This is a genomic window from Pseudomonas sp. PP3 (genome assembly GCF_905336995.1).
GTDB classification, from domain to species: Bacteria; Pseudomonadota; Gammaproteobacteria; order Pseudomonadales; family Pseudomonadaceae; genus Aquipseudomonas; species Aquipseudomonas reinekei.
Map to the genome: position 1 here is coordinate 4,200,627 of NZ_HG995459.1, position 25,715 is coordinate 4,226,341.

The 25,715-nt window shown below is 59.4% G+C and carries 29 protein-coding genes; 2 read left to right on the top strand and 27 right to left on the bottom strand.

The genetic code is table 11. The features are described from left to right. Nucleotides 1–13: 13 nt before the first annotated feature. The 27 genes from KHO07_RS19135 to KHO07_RS19265 form a co-directional block, all read right to left on the bottom strand. A complete protein-coding gene (locus KHO07_RS19135) occupies nucleotides 14–445 on the bottom strand; it encodes a hypothetical protein (protein WP_212625212.1) in 432 nt (143 codons plus the stop codon). Beyond that, nucleotides 435–1,133 (bottom strand): oxygen-regulated invasion protein OrgB, encoded by a 699-nt coding sequence (locus KHO07_RS19140; protein WP_212625213.1) that lies wholly within the window; start codon nucleotides 1,131–1,133, stop codon nucleotides 435–437. Before KHO07_RS19140 ends, KHO07_RS19135 begins: the two co-directional genes overlap by 11 nt. Then, a complete protein-coding gene (locus tag KHO07_RS19145) occupies nucleotides 1,105–1,671 on the bottom strand; it encodes a secretion system protein (RefSeq protein WP_212625214.1) in 567 nt (188 codons plus the stop codon). Before KHO07_RS19145 ends, KHO07_RS19140 begins: the two co-directional genes overlap by 29 nt. Next, on the bottom strand, nucleotides 1,658–2,380 hold the full coding sequence (locus tag KHO07_RS19150) for an EscJ/YscJ/HrcJ family type III secretion inner membrane ring protein (protein WP_212625215.1): 723 nt from the start codon (nucleotides 2,378–2,380) through the stop codon (nucleotides 1,658–1,660). Before KHO07_RS19150 ends, KHO07_RS19145 begins: the two co-directional genes overlap by 14 nt. Then, nucleotides 2,377–2,685 carry a type III secretion system inner rod subunit SctI gene (sctI, locus tag KHO07_RS19155; protein ID WP_212625216.1) on the bottom strand — a complete coding sequence of 103 codons (309 nt, stop codon included), beginning with the start codon at nucleotides 2,683–2,685 and terminating at the stop codon, nucleotides 2,377–2,379. The genes KHO07_RS19150 and sctI overlap by 4 nt, the downstream gene beginning before the upstream one ends. A 56-nt stretch (nucleotides 2,686–2,741) precedes the next feature. Beyond that, nucleotides 2,742–3,002 carry a type III secretion system needle filament subunit SctF gene (gene sctF / locus KHO07_RS19160; protein ID WP_150733233.1) on the bottom strand — a complete coding sequence of 87 codons (261 nt, stop codon included), beginning with the start codon at nucleotides 3,000–3,002 and terminating at the stop codon, nucleotides 2,742–2,744. A gap of 10 nt (nucleotides 3,003–3,012) precedes the next feature. Beyond that, entirely contained in the window at nucleotides 3,013–4,176 is a 1,164-nt protein-coding gene (locus KHO07_RS19165; protein WP_212625217.1) for a PrgH/EprH family type III secretion apparatus protein, read from the bottom strand. A 131-nt stretch (nucleotides 4,177–4,307) separates the two neighbouring features. Then, complete coding sequence (locus KHO07_RS19170; protein ID WP_150733231.1) at nucleotides 4,308–4,757, bottom strand: transglycosylase SLT domain-containing protein; 450 nt, start codon at nucleotides 4,755–4,757, stop codon at nucleotides 4,308–4,310. Further along, complete coding sequence (locus KHO07_RS19175; protein ID WP_244858234.1) at nucleotides 4,754–5,995, bottom strand: winged helix-turn-helix domain-containing protein; 1,242 nt, start codon at nucleotides 5,993–5,995, stop codon at nucleotides 4,754–4,756. Before KHO07_RS19175 ends, KHO07_RS19170 begins: the two co-directional genes overlap by 4 nt. A 270-nt stretch (nucleotides 5,996–6,265) precedes the next feature. Then, nucleotides 6,266–6,541: an acyl carrier protein gene (locus KHO07_RS19180; protein WP_212625219.1), complete on the bottom strand. Its 276-nt coding sequence runs from the start codon at nucleotides 6,539–6,541 to the stop codon at nucleotides 6,266–6,268. A 108-nt stretch (nucleotides 6,542–6,649) separates the two neighbouring features. Further along, a complete protein-coding gene (locus KHO07_RS19185) occupies nucleotides 6,650–7,723 on the bottom strand; it encodes an IpaD/SipD/SspD family type III secretion system needle tip protein (protein WP_212625220.1) in 1,074 nt (357 codons plus the stop codon). A gap of 14 nt (nucleotides 7,724–7,737) precedes the next feature. Further along, nucleotides 7,738–8,838, bottom strand: coding sequence for a cell invasion protein (locus tag KHO07_RS19190; protein WP_212625221.1), 1,101 nt, complete (start codon nucleotides 8,836–8,838; stop codon nucleotides 7,738–7,740). A 26-nt stretch (nucleotides 8,839–8,864) separates the two neighbouring features. Then, nucleotides 8,865–10,634, bottom strand: coding sequence for a type III secretion system translocon subunit SctE (gene sctE / locus KHO07_RS19195; RefSeq protein WP_212625222.1), 1,770 nt, complete (start codon nucleotides 10,632–10,634; stop codon nucleotides 8,865–8,867). Then, nucleotides 10,627–11,118 carry a type III secretion system translocator chaperone SicA gene (sicA, locus tag KHO07_RS19200; RefSeq protein WP_212625223.1) on the bottom strand — a complete coding sequence of 164 codons (492 nt, stop codon included), beginning with the start codon at nucleotides 11,116–11,118 and terminating at the stop codon, nucleotides 10,627–10,629. Before sicA ends, sctE begins: the two co-directional genes overlap by 8 nt. Nucleotides 11,119–11,237: 119 nt before the next feature. Next, the gene (locus KHO07_RS19205; protein WP_150733224.1) at nucleotides 11,238–12,272 is read right to left on the bottom strand and encodes an EscU/YscU/HrcU family type III secretion system export apparatus switch protein; all 1,035 of its coding nucleotides are present in this window, start codon (nucleotides 12,270–12,272) and stop codon (nucleotides 11,238–11,240) included. Then, complete coding sequence (gene sctT / locus KHO07_RS19210; RefSeq protein ID WP_212625224.1) at nucleotides 12,247–13,053, bottom strand: type III secretion system export apparatus subunit SctT; 807 nt, start codon at nucleotides 13,051–13,053, stop codon at nucleotides 12,247–12,249. Before sctT ends, KHO07_RS19205 begins: the two co-directional genes overlap by 26 nt. 4 nt (nucleotides 13,054–13,057) lie before the next feature. Further along, a complete protein-coding gene (locus KHO07_RS19215) occupies nucleotides 13,058–13,312 on the bottom strand; it encodes an EscS/YscS/HrcS family type III secretion system export apparatus protein (RefSeq protein WP_020795892.1) in 255 nt (84 codons plus the stop codon). Nucleotides 13,313–13,321: 9 nt separating this feature from the next. Next, entirely contained in the window at nucleotides 13,322–13,981 is a 660-nt protein-coding gene (locus KHO07_RS19220) for an EscR/YscR/HrcR family type III secretion system export apparatus protein (protein ID WP_212625225.1), read from the bottom strand. Next, nucleotides 13,978–14,910 (bottom strand): FliM/FliN family flagellar motor switch protein, encoded by a 933-nt coding sequence (locus KHO07_RS19225; protein ID WP_212625226.1) that lies wholly within the window; start codon nucleotides 14,908–14,910, stop codon nucleotides 13,978–13,980. Before KHO07_RS19225 ends, KHO07_RS19220 begins: the two co-directional genes overlap by 4 nt. After that, a complete protein-coding gene (locus tag KHO07_RS19230; RefSeq protein ID WP_212625227.1) occupies nucleotides 14,907–15,839 on the bottom strand; it encodes an invasion protein in 933 nt (310 codons plus the stop codon). The genes KHO07_RS19225 and KHO07_RS19230 overlap by 4 nt, the downstream gene beginning before the upstream one ends. Further along, a complete protein-coding gene (locus tag KHO07_RS19235) occupies nucleotides 15,836–16,291 on the bottom strand; it encodes a type III secretion protein (RefSeq protein WP_212625228.1) in 456 nt (151 codons plus the stop codon). Before KHO07_RS19235 ends, KHO07_RS19230 begins: the two co-directional genes overlap by 4 nt. Next, nucleotides 16,275–17,561: a type III secretion system ATPase SctN gene (gene sctN, locus KHO07_RS19240; RefSeq protein WP_212625229.1), complete on the bottom strand. Its 1,287-nt coding sequence runs from the start codon at nucleotides 17,559–17,561 to the stop codon at nucleotides 16,275–16,277. Before sctN ends, KHO07_RS19235 begins: the two co-directional genes overlap by 17 nt. Beyond that, a complete protein-coding gene (locus KHO07_RS19245; protein ID WP_212625230.1) occupies nucleotides 17,558–17,965 on the bottom strand; it encodes an Invasion protein B family in 408 nt (135 codons plus the stop codon). The genes sctN and KHO07_RS19245 overlap by 4 nt, the downstream gene beginning before the upstream one ends. Nucleotides 17,966–17,978: 13 nt before the next feature. Then, nucleotides 17,979–20,030 carry an EscV/YscV/HrcV family type III secretion system export apparatus protein gene (locus KHO07_RS19250; RefSeq protein WP_212625231.1) on the bottom strand — a complete coding sequence of 684 codons (2,052 nt, stop codon included), beginning with the start codon at nucleotides 20,028–20,030 and terminating at the stop codon, nucleotides 17,979–17,981. Between the two features lie 23 nt (nucleotides 20,031–20,053). Then, on the bottom strand, nucleotides 20,054–21,160 hold the full coding sequence (gene sctW, locus KHO07_RS19255) for a type III secretion system gatekeeper subunit SctW (RefSeq protein ID WP_212627662.1): 1,107 nt from the start codon (nucleotides 21,158–21,160) through the stop codon (nucleotides 20,054–20,056). Next, nucleotides 21,160–22,809 carry a type III secretion system outer membrane ring subunit SctC gene (sctC, locus tag KHO07_RS19260; protein ID WP_212625232.1) on the bottom strand — a complete coding sequence of 550 codons (1,650 nt, stop codon included), beginning with the start codon at nucleotides 22,807–22,809 and terminating at the stop codon, nucleotides 21,160–21,162. The genes sctW and sctC overlap by 1 nt, the downstream gene beginning before the upstream one ends. 4 nt (nucleotides 22,810–22,813) lie before the next feature. Next, the gene (locus KHO07_RS19265; protein WP_150733213.1) at nucleotides 22,814–23,548 is read right to left on the bottom strand and encodes a helix-turn-helix domain-containing protein; all 735 of its coding nucleotides are present in this window, start codon (nucleotides 23,546–23,548) and stop codon (nucleotides 22,814–22,816) included. 223 nt (nucleotides 23,549–23,771) lie between these two features. Here KHO07_RS19265 and KHO07_RS19270 point away from each other — a divergent pair, with 223 nt between their 5' ends. Next, entirely contained in the window at nucleotides 23,772–24,983 is a 1,212-nt protein-coding gene (locus KHO07_RS19270; RefSeq protein WP_212625233.1) for a CmpA/NrtA family ABC transporter substrate-binding protein, read from the top strand. 15 nt (nucleotides 24,984–24,998) lie between these two features. Continuing rightward, on the top strand, nucleotides 24,999–25,574 hold the full coding sequence (locus KHO07_RS19275; RefSeq protein WP_056856968.1) for an ANTAR domain-containing response regulator: 576 nt from the start codon (nucleotides 24,999–25,001) through the stop codon (nucleotides 25,572–25,574). Nucleotides 25,575–25,715: the final 141 nt, after the last annotated feature.

Below are 25,715 nucleotides of genomic sequence, written 5' to 3' on the forward strand. Positions count from 1 at the left end.
GCAGCGTATTGGCTCACCAATCACTCTTTTCCCGCGCCTCATCCCCCATCGGCTCAAACACTTCTTTCATGAACGCCTTGACGAAAACATCCATGCTGAACGCCAGGCTGTTGGCACCACGCATTTCCTTGAAGAGCAGCGAGCCTTCCAGCTTCTCTTCTTTCAGGCGAACCAGTACCTGGAGGGTGACGGCCATCAGTTTCTGAGCCGTTGGATAGGCAGCAGATGTGCCGTCGGCGCTGCGCAACGAACGGAGAAAATCGTAGATCGTCTTGTCTCCTTGTCCCTCCATGGTTAACAGCAATTGATACAGGTGCTCGAACTCCGGGTCCGGGCGCCTGCTTTCAGATACGTTCTGCCCGGCAGCAAGAACACGTGATTCAAGCGTCTGCACCCCGCTCTCCTGCACGGGCGCGCCATGATTCATCAGGTGATCAATCTTCATGGCTGACTCCATCGGCCACGCGCGCGCCAAAGGTCGAACACAGCGTTGTCAGCGCCTGGACTGCGGCCTGGTCCAAAGCACCAGCCCAGTCCGGGAGTTTCTCGACGCTCGCCAACAACCTTGGCTCCAGACGCCTTTGGTTGGTTTCCACATCAAATTCGAGCAGTTGATCCGCGAGGCGCACCACATACCGCTCCTGTGGGTGATAGTCGAAGACCACTTCGCCGGACCACAGCCTGCACAGTCGCTTACGCAACTCATCACCCCGGGAACGGCAATGCATCGGCAGCAGCACTTGCAGCACAGCGCCCGAATCGCCCGTTTGCGTCGCCAGCCAGCGCTCGAGCATTTCGTCCAGCCACTCGGGACGACTCAACGCGTCTTCAAGTATTGCGCGAGCGGCCTGCGCAAGGTCTTTGCGTAATGTTTGCCCCAGCGCCTGCGACTCCAGCAAACCGTTCGCCAGATGCTCGACCGCGCGCAAGACGCCTTCGGCATAGCCTTGCTGAAACGCCTGGGCATGCACCGCTTCGGCATCACACCGGGCCTGGTCGACACAGTCACGGGCCCACCGCTGAGCCTGGCGTTGCAACGTGCGACGTTGCCGTGCGGCGATAATATCCTCGCGAGGCAGATGCACAGCATGGGAATCGGGGAGTTCAGTCAGGGTTCGGATAGCGTCGAGCATGCTGCACCGCCAAGAAGAAAAGAACTGGATCGGGTTCAGTGATCGGCCATTGCCTGGACAAGCTGACAACCGGTTCGGAAAATTGCAGGATCAGGCGTTCCAGCAACATCGGCGGCACCTGCTCGCGCCAGCTCCATAACGTATTGAGGCCGGCGGCTTCGACTTGCTCCAGGGGATCGGAGGCCCCCTTGATCGACGCGCCTCTTCGAGTGCCCAGCCTGTAACCGGCAAACCGGCGCAGCGATAACGGCAAGCGCAGCAGCGCGGCGCCTTGCGCCAGATCCGGCATCAAGCAATAAGCGCCAATCAGCCTTGCGATGTAGGGCAGCTCTCGCCAATGATCAATCCAAAGAGTCCCCATGGCTGACAGCGGTGTCGCAGGCCACGGACCTTGCAAATCAAGCCCTTCGAGCAGCATCCGGTCGAGCAGGCTGCGGGCCTCGGCCCCATCGAATTGCGACGGCAAAGACAGGCGCTGCGGGTGTAGATAACTCAGAGGTTCGGCGAGAATTCGCTGCAAACATTCAGCGTGCGCCATCACGCTGTCCTGTGCTCGATTGGCGATAGGCCCAGGCTGCACCAATGGCCAATAGCAATCCGCTCACCGCGGCTAACAACCACACCCACTGCGTGTGCCCTTGCGTCGCGATCACGGACGGTGCGACGTGCTGTGTCGGCGAACGTTTCGACAGCACCACGGAGATGTTCTCGTACTCCACCGCGGCAAAACTGTTCTTGAGAAAACGCTTGATGTCGGTGATCAGCAATTGCGGTTCGATATCGCGTTCATGGACGGCTACCGCCGAGAGATGAATCGGCGGTGACTTGCGCCCGCCTTCGCCGGCATCGAGGTCGTAACTGACATGGACCCGCGCTGAAACCACGCCTTCGAGCACACCCAGCGACTGTTCGATCCGCTGCTCCAGTGCCGAATACAACCGGGCTTTTTCGGCACGGGGCGAGGCCACCAGCGATTCGGCAGGAAACATCTCCGCCACTTGCAAACGTGGCCGGGAAGGCAACGAATAGAGGTTGAGCAAATCGACGGCGGCGGAAAAATCCACCTGATCGATTTTCACCGCGTAGCCGGTTTTACCGGCGTCGACTTTCACCGCGGCGATGTTGTTGCGTTGCAGAACGGAAAGCACTTCATTGGCCTGCTGCTGATCCAGCCCTTCAAGCAGACTCGGCTGCCGACAGCCAATCAACGCCACGCACATGACAACCAGTAAAGCCCTAACCTTCATGACGCACGCAACAGGGTTTCGGCCGTGCCTACCGCTTTGCGAACCAGCACGTTGAGCAAGTTGATGTCGACATTGTACTGCCCCACCTGCTCCTGCAACTGAGTCAGCACTTCAGGACTGGTGATATCCGGGTGCTGCATCAGCTGATTGATCGCCGAGACTTCCTGTTCGCTGTTGACCGCAGACCCGGCAAACGCTTCGATCAAGCGCGACTCGAGGGACACGATCGGTCCTTCCTGCGGACCACGCAACTCACTGAACGACGTACGCGCAATAAAGGGCTGGGAAATGTTCTGAATGGACATGCAAAGCACTCAAAAAGGCCATCGATCTACATCGATGGCCGACCGAAAAGAAGGAATCAACGCGCCGCCTGGATGATCGCCATGTCGATGTCCTTGAAGCCCTTGATCGTGTTGGTCTGGGCATTACGGAAAACCGTGTAGGACGAAAAGGCTGCCTGGTAGGCCGCCAGCTTCGTGGGGTCGGAAGCATCGTCCTTGAGTTCGTCCAGGGCCTTGTCCAGGGCTATCTTGAGATTTTCTGCACCGAGTTCGAACGCTGCGGCTTGACGCCCGAGAAAGTCGTCGGAAAAGTCGATCGGAATACCAATACCAGACATGAATCACCTATTAGTGTTGTGTTGGAAAATGCCAGGATGACGACGTCATCTTGATGTAGCCCTGCGGGCCGGTTTGAAACGACTTGTCACTCAGCGCATCGTCCTTGAGCTCGACTGTGAAATTCACGTAACGATCACCCCACTGCCGGTAAAAACTGTCGACATAACGGCGAGCGGCGGCCAGTTCGGAGTCCTGCAGGTTGCCCGTCACGGCGAACGAGACACTGCCCTCTTGCTCCGAGCGGTTGAACCCCAGTGAAAGACGTTGCAGCCCTTCCTGCGCCAGGTCGGCCAGCAGGTTGTCATCCTGCACTTGCAGGGTGATGTCTCGGGCATAGGGTGCGGCCGCGAGCAGTGCATCGATCAGCTTCGCTTGCCTCTGAGGTGTCAGCAGATTGCGTTGGGCGCTGAGCAGCAGGCGCGGTATCGAGGGTTCCTTGAGATCAAGAGCGTGCCAGGCCAGTTGCGGGTCATGCTCGATCAGCAACTGCTCCAGTCGACGGCGCTCCTGGTCCGTCACCAACACTTTGCCGCTCAGTACGTTGTGGCGCACCAGCACCTGCCGACTCCAACCGGCATCACGCTCGGAGGCCACGAAGACATAGATTGAATTGTCACGGCCGCTCAACACCCGGGCTTCGGCACTGGCTCCGGCAATCAACGCACGGATATCGGTTTCAGGTGCCGGTTTTGGCACCGATAAGAGACTGGTTGTGGCGACCAACGCGACGAGCGCCAGCCCACCGGCGATCCATCGAGTCAATGGGTTACGCCACCACGCAGGCTGGAACGTTTCGGATGAAACGCAGACTGGCTGTCCGAGCACTTCTGGTGCCCAGGTCTGGTCGTCAGGGCGCAAGGCGATGTGCAGGCCGCCGATCTGCACCCTGCACTGGAAGGCGCAATGGCGGATCTCTGCGCAGTCGTCGAGCAACCGAACCGGCAAGCCATCGGGCGTCGCCTGATCGGCCAGCACCTCGAAATTGCAGCCTCCCTCCTCCAGGGGAACGAAGACTGCGTCGGCAGGAACACTGGCAGTCAGCGCCCCCTGCCCCAACAGATCCACAGCCCCGACCACGAACAATGTGGTGGTGTCGCCGAGGGGAAATTCGCATCCCTGCAGCGGACCGTTGAGTATCCGTAATACGCAGGGCTGTCGGGCGGAGTCTGTCACCGGTCAAGCTCCAGAGCTGTGAAATTGAGCAGGCATGTTAGAAAGGCTGATCGCGGGATTCCTGATCGAATTCTGCCGATTGCGCTCTACGGAGGATCAGAATCCGCGGGCAGCCTTCCCTTGGCCCGCCACTATCGCGTCTGGATAAACACCTGATAGCGCTGCCAGACCTTGCGCGCGTAGCGAAGACGCGCGGCTTGCCGATGGGGAGAATTGCCGGCGTTGTACGCGCCCACCGCGGTCCAGTTGTAGCCGTAACGGGCGACAAAATCGGCGAGCACCGATGCACCGACTTCGACCGACAGGCAAGGCTCATCCAGCAAGCGCTGTTCGGTAATACCCTGTTCGCCAAGTCGAGGTAGATGATGGCTGTTGATTTGCATCAAGCCGATGTCGTGGCTGCCGTCCTTGTTGTAATTCATCGCTCGCGCCGACTGGCCCGACTCCACCTCGGCGATCGCCTGGAGCAGTTCCGGCTCAATGGCATGCTTCTCGCCAGCCGAATGCCAGCAAAACGCATGGGCGGACCCGGAACCAAGACACACCAACATAAGGATCGGTTTGAATGTGCGCCGACTCATGCCAGAGATCGCCAGCGATCAAGCACAGGCGACGGCTCAACGCCCTGCAAGGTTGGTCGCCCCATCAGCACGACCTCTGCGCCGTTGCCTGCCAGTGCAATACGGTCCTTGAATATCTTCGCCCGCACACACTCGGGGTCATGCCGCAGGCACTTTTCCAGACTTTGCGCCGCCTGCTCGGTCCGTCGCCAAAACCAGTGATGCCAGGCGTAGAAAAAATGAACATCGGCCTGTTCGGCGCCCAGTAGACAACGTCGAAAAAGCACGTTCGCAGCGTCCTCGCACCCACGAAGGCTGGTCAGCAGGGCAAGACGCACAAGCGCTTGCGCGCTGGCGGGTTCCAGCGCCATGGCTCTGGAAATCGCGGACCTCGCCTCATCAATGGCATGCCCCTGCTCGCACAAACCAAGCATGGCCTTCCCCAGCCAGGCATCCGCCAACCCGCACCAGGCCGCTGCGTAATTGGCGGCCAACTGCAAACAGTACCGAAACTGCACAAGGGCATCGCGCAGACTTTGTGGAGTGTGTTGCTGCACGCTGCACAAACCACGCAGATAGGCCACGGCGGCCGGGTAGGAAGCACAGGCATCACCGACAGGACGCAAGCCGGGAATGCGCTGCGCCAACAGACACGTCAACGCACCCAGCGCCTCCGCCGGATCACCGGCGTCCAATGTCTGCCCATGCAGCAACACATGATCACGGCCACGGATCAGCTCGACCGACCACAGCGCTCGTTCGCTCGTGCCGGAACCGCGCCCGCTCAAACAGTAGTCGACAGGCAATTGCCCAGCCAGCGCCCGCACCTCGACCGGTTGGCCGTAAGCCGCCATCAATCCCGAGGGAATGACGTGCAATGCCTCGCCGAACGCCGTGGTCAACTGACGAATCATCGCATCCTGCAAATCCAGAGCGGGCCCCTCGTCGAGATGGCGAAATGGCAGAACGGCCAGCGTCGGTGCCGCAACCTTTGCGTGGCCAGGCGTGTCCAGTGCGACAACCGCGCAGGTAAAGCGATAACCCTGGCCGTACACGGTCGCAATGAAATCCTTGTTCTCCTTGAGCAACTTGCGTAACGCGTAAATACAACGGGTCAACGACTCTTCAGCGGCATCGGTTTCGGGCCATACACGGTCCAGCAAGTGGTCCTTGCTGATCACCGTGCCCGCCGAACCGAGCAGCAGACGTAAAACACTCAACTCTTTTGGGGGGACGTGGACGCCTTGTCCATCTCGCATCAGCGTTCCATCGCTTTGCAGTTGCCAGTGGTCAAAAACGTACGACGGGACCGGCGATTGATCAGTGGCACTGTCCATACTTTGAGACTTCTCTATAGAAAGGTACTGAAACGCAATCGAGCCTGAGAAGGGACAGGCTCGAGATAACAAGCTGCGTGACTATAGGAAGTTGAGTGGGGGGATTCCGTAAGACAGGCGTACGTATCGCCCGGTGAATACACGACTTAATTTGTAGGAAAAACACCACTCAATAACTAGGCGTTAAGGAATTTAATGAATGCGATCCAAAGACCTGGCTGTAGCGTTGACCAACTCACAAATATCACCCACCGTCTTCCACTGTTCTACGCCCTCCTCTGGCAGATCAATACCGAACGCCTCATTCAAAGCCATGACGATTTCAACCACGCCCACTGAATCCACATACAAGTCTTCGACCAATCGTGAATGAATCTCGATGGTCGTCCAACTGACCGAAAAATAATCTGATAAAACCTTTTTCACTTGGCGCTCAAGCCCTGACTCATCCGTCAAAAAATCAGACATTCATTCCTCCGACACAAAAAAACAGGCGCGACTTAGGTTAAAACGAACCCGTGTCACGCCTGCCAAAAATCAAGATTGAATTACCCACTCACAATCATCGAATCTGCATCAAAAACTCAACATCGCCTTCAACATGTCTGAAAACTGATTCAGATGCGAAGACAACGTCTTGTTAAAGTTATCGTGATAGGAGTTGGCATTCGAATACTTCTGCGTCAACGACTGCAATGTGTTCTTGATGCGTTCTTCCTGGGCATTGAAGCCGGTTTGCCAGGCCTGGAATCTGGCGGTATCCCATCTCACGATCGTTCCCGTCCCTGGCACACTGTCCTTCATCGTCAAGAGCGGTGTGAGGTCGATGACTACACAATAAGTGCCGTCAGCGTTCTGTTTCAGGCAACTAGCAGGAAGGCCCAAGGCTTCCCGCCACTTCTCCGCCTCCTCCCTGCTCGCGCCTTCCCTGCCGGGCTCGGGGAATAGCACTGAGCCAGGATTGGGGTGTGAGTATTTCTGGATCAGGGCATCCAGAGCCGCTCGCAATGCGGGTGCATTGAGATCCACTTCCTTGCCGTCGTTGGCCCCCACGATCCAGTCTTTCAACTTCGCGGTAATTTCCTTATTGAAGTCGGAAAAGAAGTCTGAATAGGCCGTAAAGATGTGCTCATACCCGGCCAGGTAACCGTTTTTAATCAAGTCGATGAGTTCGAGCAGTTTGTCGAAAAAATCGTTGGATGAATTTATTTCAGAATTGAATGAACCGGCGATTTCGACCGGCTTCTGATTTCTATTCAGGTCAACCAGAATACGGACTTGCTCAGCGTAAAGTTGCTCGCGCTGTTCCATCGGCAGTGTTTCGAGGCAATGGGCAAACACACGCCCACACTGTTTAAGCTGCTGCGCCCACATTTGCCATCGAATGCGTTTTGCCTCGGTCTGCTCAACAAATTCGGATGACGTGAATTCGGCTGACCCGCCCTCCCCCTCCTTGGCAATTCCCGCAGAGCACTTGAGCATATTGTCGTGATTGCGATTCAGTGTTTTTAGCGAGCGTTCGAGCAACTGCGCAAGGGAAAATGCAGCATGAAGCTCGATGGGCATTTCAGGCGGCGGCGGTGCTTCAGCATTGAGGTTTAAGTCTGCTGCTGGCCTATTCGTTGGAGGGGTGAAATCTGGAATTCTCATATGGGTTTTCTCACTCAAACGCTTTTGATGACATCAATACGCGATTGCAAAATCTGCATCACCATATCCATGAGTTTCTGCAACAGCGCGCCGTCGGCCGAGTCTTTCTGGCCGATCTCGTCACTCAAGCTTTTCTGAGTGTTTTGTGCACTTTGCTGCAAGACTTCCTCTTCCCGCGCAGCGTGCTCGCTCATGCGAACCATGCTGGACACGACCTGACTCAGGCTCATTGCCATTGCACTGAGCGTACGACCGATTTCGAGTTTTTTCTCAATGCCCTTGATGCCCATGTGGCTCAGCCAGTCGGAGGACTGAGCGATCTTCTGCGCCTTGAGGATTTCCCGGTCGAACCATGCCTGCTCCTGAGGTGTCAGCGTTGAACCCTTGGGTTTGAAGTCGACGGAAATCGTTCGGCCGAAATCATCGAAGGTCTTTATCTTGTAAGTGGTTTGCGGGTCCCAGTCATCGCGGGAGCGATGTTGCTTGAGGTCACGCTCAAGGTTGTTGGCGTCCAGCGCGTTGCGTTTGTGCAGGTTGATATCCGCATGTTTAAGGCCATGACCTTGAAGGGTCTTAAACATGGCAAAACCGGCGATTACACCGGACACCACCGCAGCAGTAACGGCGCTGTGAAAGGCCGCATTGCCGGATTCGATAATGGCCGCACCCTGAGCCTTGGCTGCATCCGCGGCCATGACACCAAAATGCCCGCGCAACTGCGCGTTGACGACCCGCGCAACATTCAACGCAATAATCGCCACGATCAATACGTTTGCGTGTTTTTCCCAGGCACCCGGATCAAACATCAACTCATTACGTTCGTCTTCTCTGAGTTTCGTCAGGGCAACGGTAAAGTCTTGCCAGTCCGACTCTGTGGGCTGGCGGGTGTTGATTGCAGCTTCGAGCTCCGCCGCCGTAGGCGCTATGAAGCTCGCCTTCTGAAGCACTTGCTGTGCGGTGACCTGGTTGATTAACGCCGTATCCGAGAGCCGTTTACCTTTGAGTTCTTTCGAGAATTGCTCCTGGGTAATCAACTCGCTCAACCCTGCGCCGTTCACTGGATCGGGAGTCAATGTCGCTGGAACGGGCCGGGACATGGTGTGAATGGTAGCCATGAAAAATTACCTTCTTATCCGTGAGTTCAAACGTGCCTGGCCATGTACTGGCTGACGGAATGACTGCGTTGCAGGTCGGCAAGCAGCTGCTCGATCTGTCGGGTGCGGCCCTGCATTGTCTGGCCGTAGTCCTCGACCAATCGAGAGAGGTAGGAAGTGATCTCTTCGCTGACCGCCATCCGTACCCGCACATCAGCCAGATGCACAGCGGCCTGGGCCTGGTGATGGCCGCTTTTGATCTGCAACCCGCCTTGTACGGCCACATTGCTGAACTCGGTAACGGCCTGAGCCGTCTGCAGATTGGCGGCGTATCGGGCCAGGGACACGGCATCGGCACCGTTGGTGATAAAGCTGCGCAGTTGGGTCAGCATCTGCGTCAACGATTGACTGACCGATGAACCCAGCTGCTTGAATGCCTGCATGGCCGCAGGCGTGGCGTTGGCGATCATGGAGAACAGTTTCGAAGCGATGGCGCCGACCATCGGCCCGATCACCTGCGCCCCGACCACCGCCACCAATGCAACAGCGGCCAGCGTTGCGGCGATGCCCTGGATCATGCCGAGAATTTGCGCGATGTCTTTAGCGGTTTCCGGGTCGACACCGAACGTCACCAGCAATTTTGTATAAAGCTCGGTGAACAGCTTGATCGCTTCCTGCATCACAGTTGTCAGCGGCTTCATGGCTTCGGCCATGAATGACACGCCGGTCGCTTGCTCAATCGCCGAGTCGGAAATCATCACCGCCGCGCCAATAACGCCCACTGCGATCAGCACCGGGTTGGCGGTCAACACGCCCGCAGCGATGGTCGCAACAGTCAATATCGCACCGACAATCTTGCCAATGCAGCCCATGGTCTTCTGCAGCGCTTCGGCCTTGCGCACCTCTTCCAGATACTTTTCCGACTCAAGCTTCATGTGTTCCTGAAGCCTGGCTTGCAGCTCCAGAAACAACTCCTGATTGAGCTCCTCCTTGGCCTGTGCCGACTCGCCGAGCAACTCGATAATCTTCAAGCGATTGAGCAGCGCCAAGGCGCTGCTGCTCAGCGCCTTTTCGCTGGACTCCTTCACCGACGGCCCAGCGAGTCCGGCGTCCTGAACCTTCACGGTTACCGCAGCCAGCGTTCTGGCGCAGGCATTGGCGACCTCGATCAACTTCAAGTGGGCATCGGCCGCTTTTTGCAGCGTCTGGGTATGACCTGCCAGCTCACCTTTAAGCTTGTCGCGCAGCGCCAGTTCCTCGGCGTACTCCGGTGATTCAGGATCCAGCCCCGCCAACCGTGCTTCGCTTGCATCCAGCAAACCTTGGGCACGCAGAACCCGTTCCTGTAATTGATCGAGGTGCTCCTGACTGCTTCCGACCTGGCCCTCGGCAGCCTCTAGCGCCTCGACGGCGGCGGCGTATTCAGCGGCCAGTTTTTCATGCCCCTGCTGCCTGGCACCGGCCATGCTTTGCAGCATCGCCAGGCGATTTTTCAGTTTGTTGGCATCGACCTCACCGAGCAGCTCACTGATCATCGCCATCAACAGCGTGAACAGATCACCGTTGGTTTCCTGTTTGTTGCCATCGGCGCGCGGTGGTGGTGCATACAGCACGGGTCTGCCCGCACTGGCGACGTTTGGGCCAGGCTGACCTTCGTAGCTCACCGACCTCAGGTCGGCCAACGCCTTTCGGCCGGCCTCCTGATAATCCGGCCTCGCGGTGGCCTGACTGGCCGCCTTGCCATATTTTTCAAAGGCCTCGGTTCGAGCTATCGGGCTCGAAACGGCCGAGGTAAAAGTACTTCTGATTTCACTCATGCTCAGTCTCCGAACATTCCTTTTCAATTTGACTCAAAGTGTCGAGATACACCTGAGCCTGTTCACGCAAATCGTCTTCCATGGCTTGTTCAAGCACATACTCGAAACACAACCGGGCCTTGCCGATCTTGCCCAGCGCCAGGTGGCACTGGCCGGTGTACAGCATCGGCCGGTAGTCGTTCTTGCCCTGGGCGAAGGCGATCGCGTACAGGTCGATCGCTTTCTGGTGGTCGTCCTTGAGTTGGTGCACAGCGGCCAACCCCATCCAGTAATGGCTGTTGCTCAAGTCGTAGATGCACAGGAAGTGGAAGAACTTTTGTGCATCGTCCAGCCGCCCCTGTTCGTAGAACTGGAACGCGAAGGCATAGAGACTGTTCATGTGCTCGTCACTGATGCCTTGCACGTCTTTCAATGCCGCGCCACCGAGCACTGCTTCCACGACGTCGAGGGCCACTTGTTCATCGGGTTGTTTATCGCGACTCATCAGCCACACTCCTGAAAAACGTCAGCGTTGCTGACGACTGCATTGAGCCAAAGCGCCGGTGAGCACGCTGCCAAATTGCGCTCATGCCGGCGTTCGGAAGAAAAGGGAAAGATGGGAAATCAGGCGTTCTCGACTTGCTCGAGCCAGATCAACAGACGCAGGACTTCTTCGACTTCCTGGACCTGGAGGAAGCTGTAGCGCTGGTGGGTCTTGAAGATCCGCCGGGCCAGGGCGATGTCGTTGATCACCGGCACACCGACCTCCTTGGCATAGGCTCGAACGGCCAGGGCACGCTGATTGGTTTCCATCAGGGAGATAAACGGCAGCACGGTGATTTCCGGACGGAAATACACCCCGATGGCGATATGGGTCGGGTTGGCGATGATCATCCGTGAGCTGCGTACATCGGACTTGATCTGCTCCGACAGCAGCTCCCGATGCAAGTCACGACGGCGTCCCTTGATTTCCGGGTTGCCGTCCTGCTCCTTGTGTTCACGCTTGACCGCGTCCTTGTCCATCATCTGATCTTTCATGAACAGCCAGTATTCGCAGAGCGCATCCAGCACGACGATCAGCAGCACGCAGCCGAGGAATGCCAGCACCAACACCAGCAGCAAATGCCCCCAGATAGCGAACAGATCCGGGGCCTGGGCGAACAACTGGGCAAACACCAGTTGACGCTGGGTGATCCAGACAATCCACAGCGCCAGGGCAAAACTGCCCAGGTACAGCAGCGCTTTCACGGTGTCCTTGACGGTGCGCATGCTGAACAGTTTTTTAAAGCCATTGATCGGATTCAACGCGCCGAGATTGAGCTTCAAGGCTTCGCTGGCCAGGGCGAAACCGCTTTGCAACAGCGCAGGCAATGCGCTGGTCAACACGCACACCAGCAGCAACGGCAACAAGGCCTTGAGCCCGACCAGCACCAGCATCGCCGAATACGCTTGCAGGTCCATGTCAAAGTCATTGGCGATGATCCGCCGATAGACTTCCATGACCTCAAACAGTGAACTGTTGAACACCATGTAGGTGATGGCGCAGAGGGTCAGGCAGGTGATCACCAGGTCCTTGGCCTTGAACGTCTGGCCTTTGCGGGAGGCATCGCGCAGCCGCTTGGCGGTGGGTTTCTCAGTTTTCGAGGCGCTGGACGACATCGACGGCCTCCCCTTCACGGCCCAGATAATGTTCCAGCCCTTGGGATTTGGCGCCCAGGCGCAGGACTTCGTCCGGCAGGTGCACGCCGAAATACAGCATCAACACCACCAGTGCCACCAGGCTCTTGACCGTCAGCGACACCGAGAACGCGTTCATTTGCGGCGCATACCGCGAGAGCAAACCGAGCAGCGCTTCGCTGACCAACAACGTGGCCACCACCGGGGCGCTGATCACCAGGGTCTTGCTGACCAGTGCATCCAGCAGGCTAAAAATCGCTGTCAGGTGCATTTCGCAACCGTTGACCGGCGTGCAAATGCGATAGCTGTGGCCGACGGTTTCGAGCATCAGCAACATGCCACCACCTTCGAGATAAACCACGGCGGCAAACAACTGGAGAAAATTCGCCAGCTCCGAGGTATCGACGCCGTTGGCCGGGTCCACGGTGCTGCTGAGCATGGCCCCTCGCTGGTTGTCGATCAGGTTGCCCATGGCGTGCAACACCCAGAATGGCCAGCACAGCAAGCATCCCAGCACCACGCCGATGCCGGCCTCGCGCAACACCAGACCGAAAAACGCCAAACCGTCGAGCGCCGGCAACGGCACGCCCACATAGGCCCAGAACCCTGTCGCCACCAGCACGATGACCGCCTGGCGTGGCGCCCCCGTGAGCACACCGCTGTTGAGAAACGGCAACATGAAAAAAATCGGCGCCAGGCGCGCCACTCCCAGGATGGCGGCGGCGAACCAGGCATACAGGTCGAAAAACAACGTGACCGACATCGCGCTAGCCCAGCGCCAGGCGGATGACTTCGCGGCTGAAATCGAGCAGGGTTTCCCCATACCAACCCGACAGCAGGAACAGGCACGCGGCGACGGCCAGCAGCTTGAAACCGAACGGCAGGGTCTGCTCCTGCAACTGCGTCACGGTCTGGATCAAGCCGACCACCAGGCCAACCACCGTGGCGACAATGATCGGCCAGGCCACCATCAACAGAATCAGGTACAGGGTTTTGTTGCCGGCATAGACCAGATCGTTCATCGGCCGCTCCTACGCCAGCAAGGTCAGGTATTGCTTGACCAGTCCGGTCGACAGCAACGCCCAGCCGTCCAGTGCCACAAACAACACCAGTTTGATCGGTACCGAAATGATCACCGGGCTCATCATCATCATGCCCAGCGCCAGCAGAATGCTGGAAATCACCAGATCGACGATGACGAACGGCAAGTACAGATAGAAGCCGATCTTGAAGGCGCTTTTGATTTCACTCAGCGCGTAGGCCGGCAACAGGGAAAACAGCGACGGCGTGAGTGCTTCATCGGCGGGCAGCCCGGCGTCGGTTTCACTCTGAACCGCTTGGGCACGCTCGAAAAACAGCGCCAGCTCCGGGTCGGTGTATTTGCGCAGGTATGCCTTGTAGCCCCCCAACCCGTTCTCGGCGAAATTCACCACCGACCCGATATCGGTAAAGGCCACCTGTTCTTCCTTGTAATAGCCATAGCCTTGTTTCATCACCGGCGTCATCACGAAAATCGCCAGCATCAAGGCAATCGCATTGAGGGCCATGTTCGACGGCACCTGCTGCAAGCCCAGGGCGTTACGCACGATGACAAAGACTATGGAAAATTTGATGTAGCAGGTGCCGGCCGCCACCAGAAACGGCAACAGCGAAGCGAATGCCAACAGGGCAATCAGCGAAACATCATTCATCGCGACTGTTCCGAAACAGTGTCCCGATAGACCTCGATCAATTCGACACCCAATTGCCCGTCCAGCTGCACCAGCTCGCCCCGGGCCACACGCTTGCCATTGGCGCGAACCTCGATGTGTCGCGCGGCATCGTCGGCCAGTGGAATCAGTTGCCCATCGACAATCTGCGACAGCGTGGCGAGGTCGATGTCATGGGTCGCGAGAATGAACTCCAAACGCACGGATAAAGCGTCGAGCTCGACCTGCGCAGGGGCTTCGATCACGGCCTGCGAATGGGCATCGGTATCAGTCGATTGCATGAGTAGTCCTTGTTCAGTAAAGGTAAAAGCGCCGATGCATCGCTGCGCCACGAAGCCGTGTTGAGCGCGCTGGGTGATGCGCAGGACATCGCCTTCGTTCAGTCGGATCCGGCTCGCAGGGTCAAGGTGACTGACACCCAGTTTCAACGTCAGGCACAGCGGTAAATCATTCAGCCAGGCGCTGGGGTTCAAGGGTTCGCTGGCGGCACGGGCCAATGGCAACCGCGTGACCCAAACGCGCCCCTGAGGTGTTTCGAGCCACGGCACGCTGTGGGTCGGCAACACCAGTGGATCGACCAGCGCGACATCGCTCAGCGTTTGGTAGTGCAGCTCGTCCAGCGCCAGCAGTAATGGCTGTGGCACGGCCCGGAACAGGCCGGCAATGCTCGTCAACGGGGTCTCGACCGTCAGCAGTGCCTGCAACTGTGGGAGCGAGTGATGTAACCATTCGCGGGCCAGGATCAGACCGTGCCACTCCCCTGCTTCGTACCCCGCGCTAAATCGCAAATAACCGGGCATGCGTGGTAGACCATCGCAACCAGCGTCATGGCCGGCACCCCGCCAGCGCTCGACCGACCGCGCGCGGGCATGAGCCGCCGGATCGACCTGGCGCAACTTCAGTACGCTCATGCGGGAAGCTCTGACTGCTCGCCCTGCTCGTCTTCCGGCGACTGCTGTGAGTCCTGCCGCTGTTGCTCGCCGCCACTGTCAGTCAGTCGCCAGACCGGTTCACGAATCTGCTCGAATGGCACCTTGAGCTGATCAAAGACCAGGCCATTGCTGGGGCTCAGTTGCAGGCTGCGGGTGGGTTCGTCCGGCACTCGACTGATCGTTACTTGCCCGCTGGCGGTGCCTTTGTTGAACGGCACCTGCAGCAGGCCACGGTCCGTGCCCGGCAAGGTTTCGAGCCTCACATCGGCAGGCGGAACGGGTCGCAGTGTCGGGGCGGCCGGTGCAGTCGGTGGTAAATCCGTTACCGCGTGACGGGTGGTGGCGGGCGGCAGTTGCAGTGCCTGCGGCAAAGGCGGCTCAGCGGTAACGGGATGGGTGATTCGTTCGACAGGCGGCGATTCCTTGGTACTCGACGTACGTTCGATCAACGGCAGTGCCGCCGCGATCGACACGCGTTCGATGGACGGGCCTGGTGGCTGAGTTGGTCGACGCGGGTTCGCATCGGTGTCCCCGACTTTTCCCGGCACAGGCATTTCCACCCTGTCGACGGAAGGCTCAATAGACGCCTTCATCTGAGGCGGCAGTGGCTGGATCGGTCGGTCGGCTTGGGCATAAGTCGTCGCCAGCGGAACAGGCGGTGGCGCTTTGTGGTGCACGGTCTCTGCCCTCCCATGGACATCGCTCATCAATTGCGATGCCTGTGCGCCGTCCAGTTTCATTGTCGATCGTTGACGCTGAATCAGCGCCGCCAGAAGATCCAGCACGCCTTGCGGCAGGTCTTCCTCCTGCACCGGTACCAGCGTGTCCCGCAGTTCATCCATCGAACCGTCGGTAACCGGATCCAGGACTTGAACCGGTATAGGTGAAATGACTGATACATCGCTCATCGCCGCACTCCGCTCATCTCTTCTATCTCTCGTTCTTCCCGGCGCACCTGATCCAGCCTTTGCACGCGCAACAGCTGCTGGACAGACCGTTGGTATTTGTCGTGTTTGCCCTGCAAGAAACGCAATTGCTCGCGCTGCGCTTGCAACTGTTGCTCGACCTGCCGGCACTGCTGATCCACGCGGTCACGCTCGACACGCAACAGATCGAGCTGGCGACGGATCACGGCCTGCCTGCGCAGCAGCGCCAAGAGTTGGCCGTAATCCAGCACGCAGTCGTTCGCCCGATGGCTGGCCAACAGACGTTGCAGCGACGCCTCTTGCCCGTCGAAACCGGCCCGCTCCCGCATCAGCGGTTGCAGTTGCTGTTGGGTACGCAGCAACGCTTGTTCGCCGCGTTGCCGACGGAACTGACTGAACGCCAACAGGCGCCGCCGATCAGCCAATGAGTTCATGCAAACTCCGCAGGGTTTCGTCCGGTTCGCAGCATTCGTCCGTCGGCTGACGCAGCCATCGGGTGAGGGCTTCGCGGCGCTGCAGGGCGTGGTCGTTGGCGGCGTCCGCGCCCTGGGTGTACTCGCCCATGTCGAGGAAAATCTGCAACTGCTCAAGGCGCGCCAGCGTTTCGCGGGTCGACGCCGCCAGTTGCTGCAACTGGGGCGTGGTGACCTGGGTCGCCACGCGACTGACGCTGTGCAGCACATCGATTGCCGGGTAGTGACCTTTGGCCGCCAGGGCACGGCTGAGGTAAATGTGGCCATCCAGAATGGAGCGGATCTCTTCGGCAATCGGATCAGGCTCATCGTCGCTTTCCAGCAAAACGGTGTACCAGGCCGTGATGCTGCCGGAGCCGGTCACACCCGGTCGCTCCAGCAAGCGCGGCAAGGCATCGAACACCGAGGCCGGATAGCCGCGCCGCGCCGGTGCTTCACCGGCCGCCAGGGCCAGGTCGCGCCGCGCCCGGGCATAACGCGTCAACGAGTCCAGCAACAACACCACGCGCTGGCCCTGGTCGCGGAAGTACTCGGCGATAGCCGTGGCCTGAAGGGCCGAGTTGCAACGATCGACCGAGGAAAAATCCGACGTAGCAAACACCACCACACAACGGGAGCGTTTTTCGGACTGGCGCAAATGCTCGATGAACTCGGTCACCTCACGCCCGCGTTCGCCGATCAGACCGATGACAAAAACGTCAGCCTCGGTGTGGTTGATCAGCATGTTGATCAAGGTGGTTTTACCGGAGCCCGCGGCTGCAAAAATGCCGATGCGCTGACCGACACCGCAGGTCAGCAATCCGTCTATGACGCGAATGCCAGTACGCAATGGTTCTGCCACCGGGCGCCGCTGCTGGTAGGACGGCGGGTCAGCGTCCACGGGATAGTCTTGCCGGGCAACCGCTGTTGACGGCGCCAGGCGCTCGACGATGTTGCCCTGGGGATCGACCACGCTGCCGAGCAAGGCGTCACTGCAGGTCAGTTGCAGCGTCGCGCCGGTGGGCACGATCATCGACTCCCTGGACAAGCCCTTGGCATCACCGAGCAAACTGAGCAACACCGAGCCGGGCTTGAAGCCAATGACCTGCGCCCTCGCCGCGACCCCGGGCATGCGCCAATGACGACGGACTTCGCAGACCTCGCCAATCACAACATCGCCCAGCGCCGCTTCGATCAGGGGTCCGTTCAAACGCAGGGGATGAGCCGCATGCCGTTCCAGCCGGAGGGTCATCGGCGCAAGAGCTCGCACAGCGTTTCGGTGGCCTGCACGAAACCATCGAGGGCCTGGGCGAAATGCGGGGCATCGCTCAAGGCGTGAGCATTGGCCATCAATCGCAGTTCAAGGCGCTCCTGCACCACGCAAAGATGCAATTGCCCGGTGCGGGAAAACGCATTGCCTTCGAGCAAAAACTGCATCAGCTCGAAGGCGCAATGGTTCATGACATTCGGGCTCGCCTCTGCGACCACCGCCCAGACCCAGACATCGCCTTCGACCACCGCCACGCTGATATCGGGCAGGTTTTTCATTTGCATCTCAATGGTGCTGTGACTGTCGAAGTGCCCTATCTGACTGTCTTCGCAGCCACTGTGACGCAGCGCCTCGCGCAATAGATCAGCGATGTCCATCGGAATCATTTACAGGTTTTCCTTACAGCGTTTTGATGACATTGACGGAAACGGTCTCGGAGATTTCGCCGAACGACATCACGTCCAGCTCCCGGAAGCGTCCCTCGATGAGTTTCTTGATGTAGCGCCGCACATCGATCGAACACAGCAGCACCATGTCTTTTTGCGCAATGTGCAGGTTGTCCAGGCCGACACTCAGCCGGTCCATCAGCTCTTCCGACTCGGCCGGGTCCAGGTTGATAAAGCTGCCGCCCGAGGTTTGCCGAATCCCGCGCCGCACCACCTCTTCGAATTCCGGTGACAACAGCAGCACACGCAAGTCATTGCCTTGGGCAAATTTGTTGCTGATGTAGCGGGCCATCGTGCCGCGAACGTGTTCAACCAGCGCCAGCACGTCCTTTTCCCGCGATGCCCAATGGGCCAGTGATTCGAGAATGAGCTTCATGTTGCGCACGGAAATACGCTCGCCAATCAGCCGCTGCAGCACTTCGGCGATCTTCTGCACGGTGACGTGGCGATAGACTTCCTTGAGCAGGTCGGGGTAGCGCGCTTCCATTTCGTCGAGCAGTTGCTTGGTTTCCTGCACACCAAAAAACTCCTGGATGTTGCGCGCCAGCAGCGTGACCAGGCAGCGGTAGCATTCTTCGTCAGCGGGACGCAGGTGATAGCCCAACTGTTGCACCCGCTCGCGGTCGGTGGCGTTGACCCAGACACCGCCCAGACGATTGCTGTCGTTGCCGCGCACCAAGGCAAAACCCAAGGCTTCCAGCTCCGGCGAATAGTCGAGCAATCGCCAGTGATCGAAATGGATATCGAATTGCTCGGCACGGACTTCATTGATCAGCACCGCGACTTGAGAGGCCGGCAATGCGTCGCTGGCACGAAGCTGCGGTTCAGGAATACGCAAGCCGTAGTCGACGAAAAACTGGCTGCGAAAGCGCGCCGCCCAGCGCGCCCTGGTCAATTCTTCCAGGCGCGATGTCGGCACCAACAACATCAGGGCCACGGTTTCAGTGGCGACGTTGTCGACATCATCGAGCAATCCCGACTCGGGTTGCAGCGCGTCCTGGCCAGCAGGTGCAGCACGACTTTCACCCTGTCCGGCGGCTCTGGAAGATTTTCGATGGCGCATGAACACCACCAGCCCCAGCACGCCGGCAATCGACAAAAACGTTAACAGTGGAAAGCCGGGCAGCAGACCGACGCCCACCGCCAGCAGCGCTGTCACCCCTAGAACGAATGGATTACCGAGCATTTGCGCAAGCATGTTGCGCCCCAGGTTGCTGTCATCGCCGTTGACGCGGGTGACGATGAAACCGGCACCGATGGCAATCAGCAACGCCGGAATCTGCGCCACCAGGCCGTCGCCGATGGTCAGCAAGGTGTAGGTCGACAGCGCGGTGGACATGTCCATGCCCATTTGCCCGACACCAATGGCCATGCCGCCGATGAAGTTGACGAAAATAATGATGATGCCGGCAATCGCATCGCCCTTGATGAACTTCATCGCCCCGTCGAAGGAGCCGTACAACTGGCTTTCGCGCTCCAGTACGCTACGTTTTTCCCGGGCTTCTTCGGCGGTGATGGCGCCCGCTTTCAGGTCGCCGTCGATGCTCATCTGTTTACCCGGCATGCCGTCCAGGGAGAAGCGTGCTGCCACTTCGGCAACCCGCTCCGAACCTTTGGTGATCACGATGAACTGGACAATGGTAACGATGGAAAAAATCACGAAACCCACCACCAGACTTTCGCCGATCACGAATTCACCGAACGAGGCGATGATCTCGCCCGCATCGGCCTGGCTGAGGATCAGGCGGCTGGTGCTGATCGACAGCGCCAGGCGAAACAACGTGGTCAACAGCAGCAGGGCCGGGAATGTCGAATAGTTGAGGATGCGCTCGATGTAGAAAGAGCCCATGAACACCAGCAACGAAATGATGATGTTCAAGCCGATCAGAAAATCCACCAGCACCGTCGGCAAGGGAATGATCAGCATGGCGATGATCATCACCATCAACGACAGAATCAGCAGCTCCGGGCGAGCGCTGACATTGCGTAAAAACACATTGAGCATGGCAGGTCAGTTCCGGGAAAAAGTCATGGGCAACCGCCGAGACGTCGTCGTTCAATACATTCGTGGGCATAGCTAATGTCAGCCAGGCGTGTGAACTGTTCGGCCAGACGCTGCGGCGCCGCTTCATCGGCAAACAGTGGCAACGGCAATTGCAGACTGAGTCGACGCAGCGTTTGCAACACCGTCCCGCGCTCACGGTGAGGGCTCAACAACAGGCGTTCACCCAGCGCGCCGAGCAGCAGCTGATCGAGTTCGTCGGGGTAGGTCAGCAGCCCCATGAGCAATACCAGCCAGTCGGACTCCTCGGGGTTGTACCGGCAGATGAGTTCGTCGCCGAGCAGGCTGCCGATGAACAGGGCATCGGCTGATCGCAGTCGCTTGAGGTCGGCCAGCCTGGCCAGCAGGTCACCAAACTCCGCGCGCGAGCAACTCGGGTCCAGGGCACTGATGTCAGTGAGCAAGGCGTCTTCGATAAACACCAGCACGCTCATGCGTTTTGCCGCGCCGTACAGGGCAATCCAGTCCTGGTAGCAACTCACCGGGCCGTCGTCGGACTCGAGAAAATCCCGGTAGGTTTCGCGCAGCAAACCCGCACGTACAGCCATGCTCGCGCCGAACATCCGAGCTTTGAGGGCCGTGTTGATACCGGCATTCATTCGCTTGGGCGAAGCCTCGGCGAGCGCCGCCTGCAATGCCCGTTCGAGCCGCCGACGCGACCCGCCATCCAGCCGTTTGCGGCGCAACAATTCCCGCAGGACCAACACCAGATCGCTGTCATCCGGGAACAACCCGCGCAACTGCTGCAACAGCCAGGTAACAGGTTTGTCCGCCAGCCGTGCCAGGCTGAGCACCCGCTGCACCTTGGGCAGCGTGTCGTCGTCGAGCACGCGATCGAAGTTGTCGGTCAGGGTGTCCGACTTGAGTTCGAAATGCCGCCGGCTACGAAACTGCGCCAACGCCGCCGACATTTCGTCGCTGATCTGGACAAACCGCTGCGCAGCCGCCGCCGTTCCGCTGTCGTCCAGATCAAGGTCCGCCTCTGCCTGCGGCGCCGGTTGTTCAGCGGCTTTCTCGGCATTCAGCCGTGCCTGGGCCGCCCGCCCCCCCGTGGAAACCGGTGGCAGGATCATCATTGTGCAGCCCGCAAGTACGATCGACGCACACGCTCATGCTGCTGCGGGGTGAGTGGCTGCGGGGCCGGCTCCGTGACGGGTTCAAGGGCGTCGAGAATTTCCTTGGGTTGAATCAGGAAGACGCGCACCGTGTTGGCCGAGCGATTCTGGCGATAGCTGAACAAGCGTCCGATCCATGGAATCGAACCCAGGACCGGTATCCGCCCGATTTGCTCGCTGTGGTCATCGCGGGTGAAACCGCCCACCAACAGACTCTTGCCCTGGGGCACCCGCGCCACCGTGTTGATCCGCGTGCGTCCGACCGTGGGCAGTGCGTTCGGGCGCTCACCCTGGCCGGGGTTTTCCACTTCATTGCCGTCTTCGATATTGAGCGACATTTCCACCTCGTCGGCCTTGGCGAAACGCGGCAGGACACTGACCAGCGTGCCGTAGGTGACGTGCTGCAAATCGACACTGCGCTCCCCCACCAGCGGCGCATAGAACGTGCGGTTGTTGTCGAAGATCGCCGGCACGTTTTCCTGGGTCAGGATCACCGGTCGCGAAACCACGTTGGCCCGGTTGGTCCGCTCCAGCGCCATGACCTGGGTCACGAACGAAGCGCCATCGAGGGTGGTCGCCGAGCCCGCATTGAGCGAGGCGGAAAAGGTCCCGCCCGAATTGACGGTGCCCTGCCAATTGATGCCCAGTTGATTGAGTTCGTCCTTGTGCAGATCAATGATCCACAACGACAGCTCCACGTGGCGTTTGGGCGTGTCGAGCGCACTCACCAGGTTCTCGATGAAACGCACTTGCTCCGGCAAACCCTTGACCAACAGGCTATTGGTGTCGGGATAAGCCACCACCCGAATATTTCCGGCGGCCACATCCCGCGCAATAACGCGCGGCGCGGCCGGGTCTTGATCCGAAGGCGCACTGGCCAGGCCTTCGAGCGGAAATGCCGGCATCAGGCCTTGCGATCGCGGCGCAACGGCCTGGGCCACCGACGGTTCGACCTCGCGTTTTTCGCCGCGCAGCAATTGTTCGATCACGGTGGCCAGGCCGGGGATGGTCACCTTGTCATCGCGCAGCTCGTATTTGCGGTCGCTGACAAAGGTGTTGCGCACCTGGATAACGCCGATCTGCTGCTTGCCCAGCAACAGTTCCGAGCGCTGGTTATCCATCATCCCGGCCGCTTGCACCACCAGGTCGACATACATCGGCGGGCCCGACACATGGAACGTGCGCAGGCCGTCGTGGCGCAACGGGTAACGCTTGTCGTGCAGTCCGGAACGTTCAAGAAACGCCTGGAGCCTGGCGACGGTGAGGGTCTGCAGCGACATCATCGAGCTTTTGAATTCCGAGGCGTCGTACAGGTAAATCGCCTGGCCATCGGTGTACCAGATCAGGCCCATCTGCAAGCTGATCCGCTCAAAGGTGCGCTGTGGCGTGAGCAAATCGAACGTTCCGGAAACCCGCTTGACCGCGGCTGCCTTGCTGACGATCACCGGTTTGCCCAGCGGCCCCGACAGCTCACTGAAAAACGTACGCGCGCTCTGTTCACGGGCCTCGAACTGATAGATCGCGGACTGCGCGACAACCGGTGCGAACAGCAACGCTGCGCTCAGGCAGACGGGCAAAAGGGGGAAAGAGAACAATCGGCAGTTCATCGGCTCACTTGCCTGGAAGGTAGGTAATATCGGCCAGACTGCTGGGCGTGAAGCCCACCAGCTCGCGGATTTCCTTGGAGAAATGCGAAGAGGAGGCGAAACCGAACTCCAGCGCGACATCCGTCAGGGAGCCGTCCTGCTGGCTCATGTTCAGCAATGCCTGGGCCGTCCGCCAGCCACGCAAGGCGGGTTTGGCCGCTGTCCCCAGTGCCTGTCGACACAAGCGACGGAAATGTGAAACGGAGACGCCATAACGCTGCGCCAGCGTGGTCAGTTTTTCACTGTGGGTGCCCTGCTCCAGCAGGAAGCGCACCAGCCCATAGCTCTCGCAGTTGCGCAGTACGCCGGCAAACGCCTGATAGGCCGGGCCACCCGCCATGGCCTGCTCGATGTACCAGCGCTCAAGTGCTTTCTGCGACTGCGCGGCTGGATCAGCCATCGGCAGTGCCGCCCAAGGTGCATGGCCGGAGGGTTGGTCAACCAGCGCTTCACCCAGATCGATGAACACTTGCAACTTCACCAGCGACGCTTCTTGAATCGGACGGGTTTGCACACTGCCACTCACTTCGATGGCAGCGCTGATCGCAATCAACCCTTCCCACCCGACGGGCAGTTGGCAGGCCTTCGCACACTGAGGCGAGACCAGATACGCGGGGGATTGCCCGACACTCAGATGCAGCACCCGCTCGCTGAGACGGGCATCGGGGGAACCTGTGACGCGAAGTGATTCGATGGGCACGCCAACCTCCTTTGCAGCCTGACGTTAGGGGTCGGCAGGATGAAAGACATGGCGCGTTGAATCCTGATGTAAAACTGATGAACCCGGGATGGCATATGCCTTGCACCCGTTCAGGCATCAGCACACAGACCAACGACGGAATGTGTGCAAGGACAATGGCGTCGTCACGCGGCCTTGCGGGTTCAAGGGCTGGGGCGACGTTTTTTTTGAAGGTGCGAAATCGATGAACGAACCATCAGCCGGCCCTCTGGCCTGGGTCAACGGCAGCGATGCCCCGGAAAAGACCGAAATCAACCTCGGCTTCATGGCCCTGAGCGACTGCGCCTCGGTGGTTGTCGCCGCCACCCAGGGCTTCGCCCAACCCTACGGCCTGACGCTGAACCTCAAGCGCCAGTCGTCCTGGGCCAACCTGCGGGACAAACTGGTGAGCGGTGAACTCGATGCCGCCCACAGCCTGTACGGCTTGATCTACGCCGTGCATCTGGGCATCGGCGGCGTGGCGGCGACCGACATGGCCGTACTCATGGGCCTGAACCAGAACGGCCAGAGCATCAACCTCTCCCAGGGCTTGCAGACCCTTGGCGTGACCGGTCCTGAGGCACTTCACCGGCACGTGCACCAAACTCGCCCAAAACTGACGTTCGCCCAAACCTTTCCCACCGGCACCCACGCCATGTGGCTGTATTACTGGCTCGCCAGTCAGGGCATTCATCCGTTGCTGGAGGTCGACAGCGTGGTGGTACCGCCGCCACAAATGGTCGCGCACCTGCAGGCAGGGCGCATTGACGGTTTCTGCGTCGGCGAGCCGTGGTCCGCCAGCGCGGTGCAACAGGACCTCGGTTTTACCCTCGCCACCACCCAGACCATCTGGCCCGATCATCCGGAAAAAGTCCTCGGCTGCACCCGCGCCTTCGTCGAGCAATACCCCAACACCGCCCGGGCACTGGTGATGGCGATCCTCGAAGCGAGCCGTTTCATTGAAGACAGCGTCGAGAACCGTCGCAGCACCGCGCAATTGCTCAGCGCGCCGCAGTACCTCGACGCCCCGCTCGAATGCATCGAACCCCGTCTGCTGGGCGACTACGACGATGGCCTGGGCAATCGCTGGCAAGACCCGCACGCACTGCGCTTCCACGGCGAAGGTGAAGTGAACCTGCCGTACCTGTCCGACGGCATGTGGTTCATGACCCAGTTCCGTCGCTGGGGCTTGTTGCGCGATGATCCGGATTACCTCGCCGTGGCCCGCCAGGTTCAGCAACTGGATGTGTACCGAGACGCGGCGAGTGCCGTCGGTGTCGCGTCACTGGCCAAAGAAATGCGCAGCAGCCAGTTGATCGACGGCAAGGTCTGGGACGGTTCAGACCCCGCCGGCTATGCCCGCAGCTTCAAATTGCACGCCATGAGCGACAGCTCGCCCCGACTCGCCAGCCGCTGACAGGAGACTGCGAACATGTTGCGTATCCTGCTGATCAACGACACCGCCAAGAAAGTCGGACGCCTGAAAGCGGCCCTCACCGAAGCCGGCTTCGAGGTCATCGACGAATCAGGCCTGACCATCGACCTGCCCGAGCGCGTCGAAACGGTGCGTCCGGACGTGATTCTGATCGATACCGAGTCACCGAGCCGCGACGTCATGGAGCAAGTAGTGCTGGTCAGCCGCGACCAGCCACGGCCGATCGTGATGTTTACCGACGAGCACGACCCCGGCGTGATGCGCCAGGCGATCAAGTCCGGGGTCAGTGCCTACATCGTCGAGGGCATCCACGCCCAACGCTTGCAGCCGATTCTGGATGTCGCCATGGCGCGCTTCGAAAGCGATCAAGCCCTGCGTGCGCAGCTGCACGCCCGCGACCAGCAACTGGCGGAGCGCAAGCGCATAGAGCTGGCCAAGGGTCTGCTGATGAAAATGAAGGACTGCAACGAAGAAGAGGCCTACACCCTGATGCGCCGCCAGGCCATGAGCCGCCAGCAGAAGCTGATTCAGGTGGCGGAGCAGATTATTGCCATGAGTGAACTGCTCGGCTGACACGATCACTGTGGCGAGGGAGCTTGCTCCCGCTGGGCAGCGTAGCGGCCCCCTAAAGTTGCGGTCTCTGTGAATCTGGCACAACTCGGTTACAGGACGGCTTCGACGCCGAGCGGGAGCAAGCACCCTCGCCACAAAAGC